The organism is Oceanobacillus sp. NCCP-135 (genome assembly GCF_059698015.1).
On sequence record NZ_BAAKSZ010000008.1, the window covers coordinates 147,506 to 159,202 of the forward strand.

General features: G+C 35.7%; 15 protein-coding genes and 1 pseudogene. All 16 read left to right on the plus strand.

The window, feature by feature from the left end; all coding sequences use genetic code 11:
• Positions 1-38 precede the first annotated feature (38 nt).
• Positions 39-1,016, plus strand: coding sequence for a stage III sporulation protein AA (spoIIIAA, locus tag AC6HVZ_RS08225; protein WP_497557665.1), 978 nt, complete (start codon positions 39-41; stop codon positions 1,014-1,016).
• Complete coding sequence (gene spoIIIAB / locus AC6HVZ_RS08230; RefSeq protein ID WP_497557666.1) at positions 961-1,479, plus strand: stage III sporulation protein SpoIIIAB; 519 nt, start codon at positions 961-963, stop codon at positions 1,477-1,479. Before spoIIIAA ends, spoIIIAB begins: the two co-directional genes overlap by 56 nt.
• Positions 1,480-1,497: 18 nt before the next feature.
• Complete coding sequence (gene spoIIIAC / locus AC6HVZ_RS08235; protein WP_497557667.1) at positions 1,498-1,704, plus strand: stage III sporulation protein AC; 207 nt, start codon at positions 1,498-1,500, stop codon at positions 1,702-1,704.
• Positions 1,705-1,710: 6 nt separating this feature from the next.
• Positions 1,711-2,103, plus strand: coding sequence for a stage III sporulation protein AD (spoIIIAD, locus tag AC6HVZ_RS08240; RefSeq protein WP_497557668.1), 393 nt, complete (start codon positions 1,711-1,713; stop codon positions 2,101-2,103).
• A 32-nt stretch (positions 2,104-2,135) separates the two neighbouring features.
• Complete coding sequence (spoIIIAE, locus tag AC6HVZ_RS08245) at positions 2,136-3,311, plus strand: stage III sporulation protein AE (protein WP_497557669.1); 1,176 nt, start codon at positions 2,136-2,138, stop codon at positions 3,309-3,311.
• Between the two features lie 10 nt (positions 3,312-3,321).
• Positions 3,322-3,942, plus strand: a complete 621-nt coding sequence (spoIIIAF, locus tag AC6HVZ_RS08250) for a stage III sporulation protein AF (protein ID WP_497557670.1) — start codon at positions 3,322-3,324, stop codon at positions 3,940-3,942.
• Positions 3,939-4,571 carry a stage III sporulation protein AG gene (gene spoIIIAG, locus AC6HVZ_RS08255; protein ID WP_497557671.1) on the plus strand — a complete coding sequence of 211 codons (633 nt, stop codon included), beginning with the start codon at positions 3,939-3,941 and terminating at the stop codon, positions 4,569-4,571. The genes spoIIIAF and spoIIIAG overlap by 4 nt, the downstream gene beginning before the upstream one ends.
• A 16-nt stretch (positions 4,572-4,587) precedes the next feature.
• Entirely contained in the window at positions 4,588-5,139 is a 552-nt protein-coding gene (locus AC6HVZ_RS08260) for a SpoIIIAH-like family protein (RefSeq protein ID WP_497557672.1), read from the plus strand.
• A 549-nt stretch (positions 5,140-5,688) separates the two neighbouring features.
• Positions 5,689-6,192: an acetyl-CoA carboxylase biotin carboxyl carrier protein gene (gene accB, locus AC6HVZ_RS08265; protein WP_497557673.1), complete on the plus strand. Its 504-nt coding sequence runs from the start codon at positions 5,689-5,691 to the stop codon at positions 6,190-6,192.
• A 13-nt stretch (positions 6,193-6,205) separates the two neighbouring features.
• A complete protein-coding gene (gene accC / locus AC6HVZ_RS08270) occupies positions 6,206-7,564 on the plus strand; it encodes an acetyl-CoA carboxylase biotin carboxylase subunit (protein ID WP_497557674.1) in 1,359 nt (452 codons plus the stop codon).
• Positions 7,565-7,857: 293 nt separating this feature from the next.
• A complete protein-coding gene (locus AC6HVZ_RS08275; protein WP_497557675.1) occupies positions 7,858-8,250 on the plus strand; it encodes an Asp23/Gls24 family envelope stress response protein in 393 nt (130 codons plus the stop codon).
• Between the two features lie 437 nt (positions 8,251-8,687).
• Positions 8,688-9,068, plus strand: a complete 381-nt coding sequence (gene nusB, locus AC6HVZ_RS08280; protein ID WP_497557676.1) for a transcription antitermination factor NusB — start codon at positions 8,688-8,690, stop codon at positions 9,066-9,068.
• Positions 9,069-9,084: 16 nt separating this feature from the next.
• Entirely contained in the window at positions 9,085-9,936 is an 852-nt protein-coding gene (gene folD / locus AC6HVZ_RS08285) for a bifunctional methylenetetrahydrofolate dehydrogenase/methenyltetrahydrofolate cyclohydrolase FolD (protein ID WP_497557677.1), read from the plus strand.
• Positions 9,933-11,282, plus strand: coding sequence for an exodeoxyribonuclease VII large subunit (gene xseA / locus AC6HVZ_RS08290; RefSeq protein ID WP_497557678.1), 1,350 nt, complete (start codon positions 9,933-9,935; stop codon positions 11,280-11,282). The genes folD and xseA overlap by 4 nt, the downstream gene beginning before the upstream one ends.
• Positions 11,275-11,508, plus strand: a complete 234-nt coding sequence (locus AC6HVZ_RS08295) for an exodeoxyribonuclease VII small subunit (RefSeq protein WP_497557679.1) — start codon at positions 11,275-11,277, stop codon at positions 11,506-11,508. The genes xseA and AC6HVZ_RS08295 overlap by 8 nt, the downstream gene beginning before the upstream one ends.
• A gap of 2 nt (positions 11,509-11,510) precedes the next feature.
• Positions 11,511-11,697, plus strand: a pseudogene (locus tag AC6HVZ_RS08300) (hypothetical protein); the annotation flags it as partial.

An 11,697-nucleotide genomic window follows, 5' to 3' on the forward strand; every position in this document is an offset into this window, starting at 1 on the left:
TTTACTATAAAGCTACTACTAAAAAGTGAGGACATGCTATGGAGGAGATTTTACGTCTATTTCCCAGTGAAATTAAACAGGTGATTCAAGCAAAAGTTCAGGATAGATGGCATTTGTTACAAGAAATTCGTTTTAGACTTTTTCAACCAATTGAGCTTATTTTTAATGCAACAACGGAATGGATAGGTATGGTTAAGCCAGACAAAAAAGATAGTTTATTTGTTATTAATCAATTAAGTGAATTTTCTCTGTATCGAATGGAGGATGAGCTGCGTGAGGGCTATATAACGATTGAAGGTGGGCATCGAGTAGGACTCGCAGGGAAAGTAAATACAATGAATGGAACTGTAAAAGCAATCCAGTATATTACTTTTTTAAATATTCGAATTGCAAAAGAGCAAATCGATGCTGCCTTACCTATTATCCCTTATATGTATAACAATAACTACTGTAATACACTATTTGTTGGTGCACCTCAGACAGGAAAAACGACAGTAATTCGAGATGCCACTCGGCTGATCGCAACTGGATGGGGAAACGTGAAAGCAAAAAAAGTTGGAGTCATTGATGAAAGATCTGAAATAGCAGCTTCTAAAAAAGGAGTACCCCAGCATAATTTAGGTATTAGATGTGACGTTATGGATGCCTGTCCTAAAGCTGAAGGTATGATGATGATGATCCGTTCTATGTCTCCGGATGTACTTGTAGTAGACGAAATAGGCAGTAATCAAGATGTACAATCATTACTGGAAGCAATAAATGCTGGTGTTGTTGTCATTTGTACCATACATGGTTCTACCCTTAAGGAACTGAAAAAAAGACCATCATTACAACCCTTATTTCAGCAAAGCGTGTTTCAGCGGATTATCATTTTGGAAAAAAGAATAAAACCAGGGCAAGTTCAAAAGATATATGACCAAAACGAAAATAATATTTTACAGAAATCGAGGTGCTTACCGGATGAAGTGGATTGGAGCACTTCTTTTCATCGGCACAACAACCTGGATAGGATTTGAGTGGAGCAGGAGGCTAAATAATCGTCCGAAGCACATTAGACAAATAAAAAATGCTCTTCAAATTTTGGAAGCAGAAATACTATATAGTCAATTACCTCTAAAGGACGCCTTTACAACCATTGCCAGACAAATTCCACAACCGATGAAAATTTTTTTTGAAACACTGAGTAATCATTTACAGGAAGATGAAGAGCATAACGACTTTTATGCGGTATGGGAAAAGAATGTCGTTGAGTTGATGAAGGTTTCCTGTCTAGGAAGAAATGAACAGGAAATACTTAATCAATTTGGACGAACACTTGGCCAGCATGATTTTTACCAGCAGCAAAAGTATATTCAATTAACTTCAGCACACCTTGATCGTGAATTAGAAGATGCTCGGGATAATCAAAATAAATATAGCAAAATGGCTAAAAGCTTAGGTGTTTTATGTGGTTTATTTATCGTTTTGCTGCTCATATAGTAGGAAAGGGGTACATCCATGTTTACTGATGCATCCATATTATTTCAGATAGCTGGTATCGGCATTATTGTGGCGGTAATCCACACAATATTGAAGCAAATGGGAAAGGAAGAAATTGCACAATTTGCAACATTAGTCGGATTCATTATTGTTCTGGTCATTGTTATAAATAGCTTGTCCGATTTATTTCAACAGATAAAATCTGTATTTCTTTTCCAGGGGTAATCCAAAATGGATATTTTACAAATTGTTATTCTAGGAATAATTGCAAGCATTTTATATATTGTTTTAAAAGATTCAAATAGTTCCATGGCGTTTTTCCTGATTATTATAACCGGAATTATTATATTCTTAGCAGTTATTCAGCAAATCAGTACTATTTTTCAATTAATTGAATCATTAGGAACAAAAGCAAATGTCGAGGGTATGTATATGGAAACAATATTAAAAATTATCGGCATCGCTTATATTGCCGAACTAGGAGCAAGTCTTACGAAGGATGCAGGTCTAGGATCTGTTGCAACGAAAATAGAGCTGGCTGGTAAGATATTTATTCTATTGCTGGCAGTACCGATTATCACTGCAGTCATTGAAGCTATTCTCAGCTTTTTGCCAACTGCATGAGAATGTTTGTTTGAAGGGGGCAATCATAGTGGATGGAACTTAACACAAAGCTATTGATAATTCTATTTACTTTAAGTTTACTCTTTTTTGATCAAGTAACTATTATTGCTGCCCCATTAACCGATGATGTTGAAGATGCTATGTTAAATGAAATTTCATTGGATGGTGTTCAAAATTATTGGAACGAATTGGTCGATGAATATGGCGGCTATTTACCTGAACTCGAAAAAACCAGTATTTACGAGTTTATAAAAAGTCAAGGAGATCTTTCCTTAAAAAACACATTGGTTGGCTTTCTGGAGTATTTATTTCATGAACTTATTTTAAACGGAAAATTACTTGGGTTGTTATTAATGCTGACCCTATTCTCCATTGTTTTACAGACAATGCATAATGCATTTGAAAAGAGTGCAGTAAGTAAGATTGCTTATTTTGTTGTGTATATCGTATTGATATTTATTGCATTAAACAGTTTCTATTTAGCGGTTTCCTATGCGAAAGAAGCTATTGATACAATGAGTAGTTTTATGATAGCTCTTTTGCCACTTGTATTGGGACTAATGGGGACCTTTGGCAATGTAATTTCTATTTCTTTTTTTCATCCGATCATTCTGTTTCTTATTCCTTTTAGTGGGGTGCTTATTTCCCATTTTATTTTACCTTTTTTGTTTTTGTCAGCCTTGTTATTGATCGTGAGTAGTTTAAGTGACAGTTATAAAGTGACACATTTAGCAAATTTATTTAAAACAGTTGCCTTAGGGACGCTAGGTGTCTTTCTTACGATTTTTCTCGGTGTAATGTCTGTTCAAGGGGCTGCCAGTGCTATCCAGGATGGGGTAGCAATGAAGACGGCAAAATTTATTACCGGTAATTTTATTCCGATTGTCGGACGAACATTCACGGATGCAGCAGACACCATTTTAAGTGCCTCACTATTATTAAAAAATGCTGTGGGAATCGTTGGGTTGATCGTAATTGTCTTTTTTGCATTATTTCCAGCGATAAAGATATTTGCAATTGCAATTATCTATAAAATCGCAGCAGCAGTTTTGCAGCCAATTGGAGATGGACCAGTTATTACAAGCCTAAATACGATAAGTAAATATATTTCTTATATTTTAGCCTGTCTGCTAGCGGTATCTTTCATGTTTATATTAGCTATAGTAATCATTGTTGTAGCCAGTAATATTACGTTGCTTTTACGATAGGATGATTAAAATGGATGCATTAATCGCTTGGGTAACCCAAATTATTATATTTTTACTACTTGCAACCATCATCGATTTATTAATTCCTGCAACTACGATGAAAAAATATATTAAGTTGGTAATCGGTTTAATTTTAATTTTAATTTTATTAAAACCAATTTTTTTTATTTTAAACATTGATATCGAACAAGCCCTGGAAACCTCATTTTCACAGCTAAATCAGGAAAGTGAAAGCAATAATTCTATAGAAAATTTGATCGAATTACAAAAAAGTGAAATACAAGACTCACAAGATGCATATATTTTAGAACAAATGGCTGTCCAATTAAAAGATTTAGCAAAAGATCCTTTACTTGAAAAACATCAAACAGAAATCACAGATATTGATTTTATATTCACAGCAGAAAAAGACGTAACATTTGATGAACTGGAAGAAGTCGTTGTATATCTACGAGAATTAGATGATGGGGAGGGAACAGTGAGTATAGTAGATGATGTTGTAATTAACACAGATGACCCAGTGGTGCATGAAGAAGGACAAGATGATGAGCAAATAATGGAATTATTAAGAAATGTATGGGAGCTGAGCAATAAAGAATTAACGATCTCATGGGAAGGGGGGGCATCTTGAAACTAAAATTCGAAAAATTCTTCCAGCAAAAGGATGACGACAGTAAAATGAAGCCGCCATCAAAAAAACTTGGGTATATCATTATACTCGGATTAGTTGGATTATTATTGATTATACTTGGAAATGTTTTTTCTTCATCATCACAAGAATCAGACAATGATAGTCAAATGGGTGTCCAAATCGAACAGAGAGTTCAGGAAACAAATGCAGAAGAATCCGTGACTTCTGACGTAGATGAGCTGGAAACCAGCTATAAAGAAGATTTAGAAGAAATGCTTAACAAGATTCAAGGGGTCTCAGAAGCGGAAGTAATGATTAATCTTGATTCCACAAATGTGAAGGTATATGAAAAAAATTTAATAAAGGGACAGCAGGAGACAGATGAATCAGATCGAAATGGTGGCACCAGAAAAGTAGAAGATCATACAGAGGATTCACAGACAGTACTTGTAAGACAGGGAGATAAGGAAGTGCCGTTAATTAGGCAAACAAAGCGACCGGAAGTAAGGGGTGTCTTTGTGGTTGCGAAAGGAGCTGACCATGCAACAGTAAAACAGTGGATGATTGAAGCGATATCACGTGTGCTTGATGTTCCAACACATAGGGTTTCTGTAATGCCAAAGAATTAAGGAGGAGAAAAAAATTATGTTAAAAAAACAAACGGTGTGGTTGTTAACAATGTTAAGTTTAATGATTGTATTGAGCGTCTATTATATGACGTCAGATACGGAAGATCTGGCGTATTTCGATAATGGACAAAATGAATCTGAGGAAACGACTTCAGATCCAGCTGAATCAGAGGATGGAGCAGCTGTTGATGACGTGACCAATTTAGGGGAAGATCAGTTCTATACCACGATTCGAATGGAGTTACAGGACAGTAGGAGTTCAGAAATAGAAAGATTGGAAGAAATCGTTACTTCGGGTTCAGCTTCAATTGATGAAAAAGACAAAGCATTAAAAAATATAGATGTTCTCGAGGAAGTATCTTCAAAAGAAAAAATACTGGAACAATCTATACTAGATGGCTCAGAATATGGGGATGTATTAGTACGTTCTGAAGATGATAAAGTACATGTAAGTGTGATGGTTGATCAGTTATCCAATACAGAAGTGGTTAATATTATGCAGCTAGTAAAAGATGAGTTTGGTGAAATACCTGTAAACGTTGATTTACGTCCAAACACAGAAGAGTGATAACAAAAAATCCGAGCGGCAATATCCGCTCGGATTTTTTGTGGTACAATATGATAAACCAATCGCATTGCTATCATAACATTGGTATAATTTTTTAGTGAAAGTGTTTAAAGATAAGGCTGTTTTCGCATAGATTAGGAATGCGCACTGCTCGTACCACCGAAGTGATTTATTGTTATTTGCTCCGCAGTCGATAGATAAGATGGTACTGTGACAATTTTTTTGCAAACGCTGGTGGAAAGCAAGGATTTGCTCCAGAAATATATTTCGCTAGGATTGTTCTTGATAAACTTTTTAAATACAAACAATTACTAACTTCTTGTGTAAGGGTAATTTGTAGCGGAAGACTGTTGACTCCTCGAAAATGCAGTTCAATATTCTCGTGCGATGCAGGTGCTATCTGAGCTTTCCTTGTCTAATGGCATACATAGCTTTTTTTATAGTTTTTGATTATGCCTTGATGTTTTATATCTGTTTAGCGTAAAATGTTAAGAGGAGTTATTAGTACCTATTAACAATATGAAATAAAGATAATGAAGGGGTGCCGAAATGTTAAAAGTTCAGGAAATACGCGAAATAATAAAATTAATTGATCAATCTTCCATTAGTGAATTCACTTATGAAACGAATGGGACAACAGTATCAATGAAAAAAACAATTCAACATAATGGTATACAAACGCAAGAAGAGCCTATTCGAGTTATCGAGCATGAATCTGCAGAAACTGAAAAAACAGAAGTAAACGTGAAACCGGAAGAAACTAAACCGGCTGATTTAAAACCAGAGTCCAAACAAGAAAGCGATGCAGATTATAATTTTGAAATTGAATCACCAATGGTTGGAACGTTTTATATTGCATCAACACCGGAAAGTGATCCATTTGTAGCAATAGGAAGTAAAGTGGATAAAGATACAGTCGTATGTATTGTTGAAGCGATGAAGTTATTTAATGAAATCGAAGCAGAGGTTTCGGGAGAAATTACTGAAATACTGGTTGAAGATGGCGAACTAGTAGAATATGGCCAACCATTATTTAGAGTAAAAGTAAAGTAAGGGGATGGAATGCGTGATTAAGAAACTATTAATTGCTAACAGGGGAGAGATCGCTGTTAGAATTATACGTGCATGCAAGGAATTAGACATCGAAACAGTAGCTGTTTATTCACAAGCAGATAAAGAATCATTACATGTAAAATTAGCTGATGAAGCATATTGCATTGGACCTACATTAAGTAAAGACAGCTATCTGAATTTTACGAATATAATGAGTGTAGCAACAATGACTGAGGTACAAGCAATCCATCCTGGGTATGGGTTTTTAGCGGAAAATGCTGACTTTGCCGAGATTTGTAAGGCATGTAATATTATTTTTATTGGCCCGACACCTGAGGCTATCCAAAAAATGGGTATTAAAGATGTTGCAAGGGAAACGATGAAAAATGCGAATGTGCCCATTGTTCCAGGGTCTGATGGAATTATCGAAACGGAAGAAGAGGCAAAAGGAATCGCCGAAAAAATTGGTTATCCTGTTATTATAAAAGCTACTGCCGGTGGTGGTGGTAAAGGTATTCGTGTAGCCAAAACAGAAGAAGAATTAATCAAAGGAATTAAAATAACACAAAAAGAAGCAGAAACAGCATTTGGAAATCCTGGTGTTTATATTGAAAAATTCATTGTAGATTTTCGGCATGTAGAGATTCAAGTATTAGCTGATAAACACGGGAATATTGTCCATCTAGGGGAAAGAGATTGTACAATCCAGAGAAGGCTGCAAAAGCTAATTGAAGAATCACCTTCACCAGCACTAACACCAGATTTGCGCAAGAAAATGGGAGAAGCATCTGTGAAAGCAGCCAAAGCGGTTGGTTATGAAGGTGCTGGAACAATCGAATATATTTTTGACAGAGAAAGTAAAGAATTCTATTTTATGGAAATGAATACCAGAATCCAAGTGGAACACCCGGTTACAGAAATGGTTACAGGTGTGGATTTAATCAAAGAACAGATCAACATTGCAAATAATGAAAAGCTTTCGTTCAAACAGGAAGAAATAGAGTTCGAAGGATGGGCAATTGAATGCAGAATCAACGCAGAAAATCCTTTTAAGAATTTCATGCCTTCTGCGGGACAAATAGAAATGTATTTACCACCTGGAGGTTTAGGGGTAAGAGTGGATTCTGCAGCATATCCTGGTTATAGGATACCACCATATTATGATTCCATGATAGCTAAATTGATCACATATGGACCTACCCGAAAAGAAGCTATCAAGCGGATGAAGCGGTCGTTAGATGAATTTGTTGTTGAAGGTATTCATACGACTATTTCATTTCAGCGTTTAATAATGGAACATAAAGTTTTTGAGAAAGGGGATTTTAATACGAAATTTTTAGAGGATCATCCAATCATGGAATCCATAGAGTAGGGATCGGGTGATGTTTTAAATACAAGGTCATAAAGGGAGGATAAAAAAGATCGAGGTTGGCTAAAGTCGCAGACGTCCAGTCTTTAGCCGTCGGCACTAGCAAGTTCTGCTGGTTGAAGTTCGAGACGGCGAAGCTTTGATGATAAGGAAGGCTTTCCTGAACTCACGTCTCACACAGAAAAAGTGTTTTTCTTTTTCTAGGAAGTGTCCTTAGTCGAAGATCATCTATCCTTATATGTTATTTGTTTGACTTTTTAAACATCCTCTTTAAGTACAAATAAAGGAGTGGGAACATGAGTGAACAACCTTTGTTAAACGTAAGTGAAGATACAACTTTAGGTAAAGTGGAGATTGCTCCTGAAGTAATTGAAGTGATTACCGGAATAGCTGCAACAGATGTAGATGGTCTTTTTGCAATGCGCGGTAATTTTGCATCTGGAGTTGTAGAGCGGTTTGGTAAAAAATCCCATAGTAAGGGAGTGAAAGTTGAATTAACAGATAACGGAATATTGATAGATCTTTATGTTGTACTAAACTTTGGGGTGTCCATCCCACAAGTTGCGCAGGAATTGCAGACAAGCATTAGACAAACATTGAAGAGTATGACAGCACTTGAGATAGATGAGATTAATGTACATGTTGTTGGAATTCAAATGGATAATACTACAGAAGAAACATACGAATAACAAGACAATCAAGGTCAAAGGATGTAATACCCTTTGACCTTGACCTATCTTCACATGAGTTTCTAGCTTCTATCACTTAATCATGTTATTATTTGAAAGAGATATTGATAGAGGTTGTTCAAAAAGTCTGGTGGAAATGACACATCCTAGGGGAGCTTGTACTAAGTATCGACACGTCCTGGGCTGCGTCAAGGCTTGCTCCATCGAAAACCATTGTGTCGAACGTAGAAGTCATCACTACACGTGAGAACCTTGTTGGCTTGTTTTTTTGCTACTCACGTATAAATTGCATCCGTTCCTTGGAAAGGAAGATCACATTTTCTGCGTGCAACGTGATTTCGGAGAAGTTTTTCTTGTGCTCAAGGCTTCACCGCTTCGAACCTCTCGGACCTATTCATTTTCTTTTTTGAACACGCATTTAAAAGGAGTTATGAAGAATGAATCGACATAAAGCTAGAGAAAAGGCCTTTCAAATACTTTTTCAACTAGATATTAATGACAATGATCCAAATCAAGTCATTCAGGAGTTTTTAGAGATAGAAGAGGCTGATAATTTTTTAACAGAGCTTGTAGAAGGTGTTACAGCAAAGATAAATAATATTGATAAAATAATTGGGGATCATCTTGAAAACTGGTCTTTAGAGCGTATTGCATCTGTTGAAAAAACTATTTTAAGAATTGCAATATTTGAAATTACCTATTTGGAGGATATCCCTACAAGTGTCTCAATAAACGAAGCGGTAGAAATAGGTAATACCTATGGGGATGATAAATCTGGTAAGTTTATTAATGGTGTCTTATCAAAAATCATAGCGTAAAAGGGGATGAGTTCTTATGACAGCTACAATAATTAACGGGAAAGAATTAGCTCAGGACTTAAGACGAAGTATGAAAGATGATGTATTGCAATTAAAAAAGCAAGGAGTTATTCCGCAATTAACCGTTATATTGATTGGAGATAACCCTGCATCGAGATCGTATGTCAATGGCAAAAAAAAGGCATCAGATGAAGTAGGCATTTCATCAAAAGTAATTGAACTGCCTGCCACGACAACTGAATTAGAACTACTTCAGTTGATAGATAAATTAAATAACGATCAGGATGTACATGGTATTTTAGTTCAGCTACCCTTGCCTGAACATATAAAAGAACAGCCTATAATTGAAGCTATCGAACCGTCTAAAGATGTGGATGGTTTTCATCCTATAAATATAGGACGGATGATGACAGGTCAGGACACGTTGCTTCCATGTACACCTTATGGAATTATTACGATGCTTCAATCAAAAAATATCCAGATCGCAGGTAAGCATGCAGTTGTAATCGGAAGAAGTAATATCGTTGGTAAGCCTGTCGGGCAGTTGCTTTTGAATGAAAATGCAACCGTTACATACTGTCACTCAAAAACGGTGGATTTAAAAACATATACGAGGGTTGCAGATATTTTAATTGTAGCTATTGGTATATCCAACGCAATAAATGAGGACTATCTTAAAGACGATGCTATTGTAATAGATGTTGGTATAAATCGGGTGAATGGTTCTTTAACGGGAGATGTTGATTTCGAAAGTGCTAAAAATAAAGCAGCGTATATAACACCAGTTCCTAAGGGTGTAGGACCAATGACAATTGCAATGCTATTGAAAAATACGATAAAAGCCGCTAAAGGACTGTCTGAAAATTGAAGGATAACTATTTAACAGTCACTGCACTAACGAAATACATTAAACGTAAAATTGACACAGACCCTCATTTAAAAAATATTTGGCTGAAAGGTGAGATTTCTAATTTTAAACATCATAGTCGTGGCCATATGTATTTAACGATGAAGGATGAACAAACACGATTGCAGGCTGTAATGTTTGCAGGACATAACCGATCACTGAAATTTATCCCGGAAAATGGAATGAAAGTACTGATTAAAGGTGAAATTAGCGTATTTGAGCCATATGGTCAGTATCAGTTATATATTCAGCAAATGGAGCCTGACGGGATTGGTGCCCTTTATTTAGCTTTTGAACAATTAAAGGAAAAGTTGCAAAGACAGGGTTTGTTTGATCCGATTCATAAAAAGAAAATCCCTTTATACCCTCGCCATATAGGAGTTATTACATCGCCAACAGGTGCTGCAGTAAGGGATATAATTACAACGATAAAAAGAAGATATCCAATTGTAGCAGTTACAGTTATTCCAGTTCTTGTCCAGGGAACAAATGCAGTTTCTTCCATAAAAAGGGCGATTGAAATTGCCAATAATAAAGAGATTTTTGATGTTTTGATTGTTGGACGAGGTGGAGGATCAATAGAAGAATTATGGAGTTTTAATGAAGAACCTGTGGCACAGGCTATTTTTCATTCCAAAATTCCAATCATTTCTGCAGTGGGACATGAAACGGATAGTACTATCAGTGATTTCGTTGCTGACTTACGTGCTCCAACACCAACCGGAGCAGCAGAGCTTGCCGTGCCATCCCAATTTGAATTAAAAGATAAAATTTCTAATTTTAGAAAATTCCTTATTAGAGATTTAGATGGGCAACTGGCTAATAATAAAAAGCATTTGCAAAGGTTGAAACAATCTTATGCATTTCGTTATCCTGAGCAACTGTTAAAGCAAAAAGAACAGGAATTGGATAAGCATGTTGAAACTATTCAGAAGGCAACGATTAATCATGTTAATCAACAAACTGGAGCATATTCCACCCTTAATACCCGTTTACAAGCCCAACATCCTAAAAAGCAAGTGGAGCAGTTTCAATCGAGATTAAATCAGCTTAACAAGCAACAAGCTTATTATATGTCGCAAATGATGGAAAAGAGATCAATTCAATTAAAAAATATCATGGAGAAACTTACTCTATTGAATCCATTGGAAATAATGAAACGCGGTTTTGCTTTACCTTATACATCTGAAGGAGAAATAATAAAATCAACCCAGCAAGTTAAAAAAAAGGATATGATTACTGTAAATTTACATGACGGAAATCTGAGTTGTGAGGTTTTACAAGTAGAGGAGGATACCAATGAATAAAAACGATGATCTCAGCTTTGAAGAAGCAATGAAACAATTAGAAAAAATTGTTGAAACGTTAGAAACTGGGGATGTTCCATTAGAAAAAGCAATTGATTATTATCAAGAGGGGATGAACCTGTCCAAAATATGTAACGATAAGCTTAATACCATACAAGCAAAGATGACTCAAATAATGAATGAACAAGGAGAAATGGAACCTTTTGAAGTACAGGAGGAAGAATAATCGTGCATGAAGCCCTTACTAACTATCTGGATAAACATCGGAAAACAATTCAAGATGAACTAACGAAACATTTACATAATTTATCTATTCCAAATCAATTAAAAGAGTCCATGCTTTATTCTATAGAGCTTTTTGCGATGTGCCACTTTTCTAGTTTTACGAGCAAAAAAATAAAGGTTTTATTTTTTT

Excerpts from the sequence above, each read along its gene's own strand:
- spoIIIAA (WP_497557665.1), top strand. The coding sequence starts at position 39 with ATGGAGGAGATTTTACGTCTATTTCCCAGTGAAATTAAACAGGTGATT.
- spoIIIAB (WP_497557666.1), top strand. The coding sequence starts at position 961 with ATGAAGTGGATTGGAGCACTTCTTTTCATCGGCACAACAACCTGGATA.
- spoIIIAC (WP_497557667.1), top strand. The coding sequence starts at position 1,498 with ATGTTTACTGATGCATCCATATTATTTCAGATAGCTGGTATCGGCATT.
- spoIIIAD (WP_497557668.1), top strand. The coding sequence starts at position 1,711 with ATGGATATTTTACAAATTGTTATTCTAGGAATAATTGCAAGCATTTTA.
- spoIIIAE (WP_497557669.1), top strand. The coding sequence starts at position 2,136 with ATGGAACTTAACACAAAGCTATTGATAATTCTATTTACTTTAAGTTTA.
- spoIIIAF (WP_497557670.1), top strand. The coding sequence starts at position 3,322 with ATGGATGCATTAATCGCTTGGGTAACCCAAATTATTATATTTTTACTA.
- AC6HVZ_RS08260 (WP_497557672.1), top strand. The coding sequence starts at position 4,588 with ATGTTAAAAAAACAAACGGTGTGGTTGTTAACAATGTTAAGTTTAATG.
- accB (WP_497557673.1), top strand. The coding sequence starts at position 5,689 with ATGTTAAAAGTTCAGGAAATACGCGAAATAATAAAATTAATTGATCAA.
- AC6HVZ_RS08275 (WP_497557675.1), top strand. The coding sequence starts at position 7,858 with ATGAGTGAACAACCTTTGTTAAACGTAAGTGAAGATACAACTTTAGGT.
- nusB (WP_497557676.1), top strand. The coding sequence starts at position 8,688 with ATGAATCGACATAAAGCTAGAGAAAAGGCCTTTCAAATACTTTTTCAA.
- folD (WP_497557677.1), top strand. The coding sequence starts at position 9,085 with ATGACAGCTACAATAATTAACGGGAAAGAATTAGCTCAGGACTTAAGA.
- AC6HVZ_RS08295 (WP_497557679.1), top strand. The coding sequence starts at position 11,275 with ATGAATAAAAACGATGATCTCAGCTTTGAAGAAGCAATGAAACAATTA.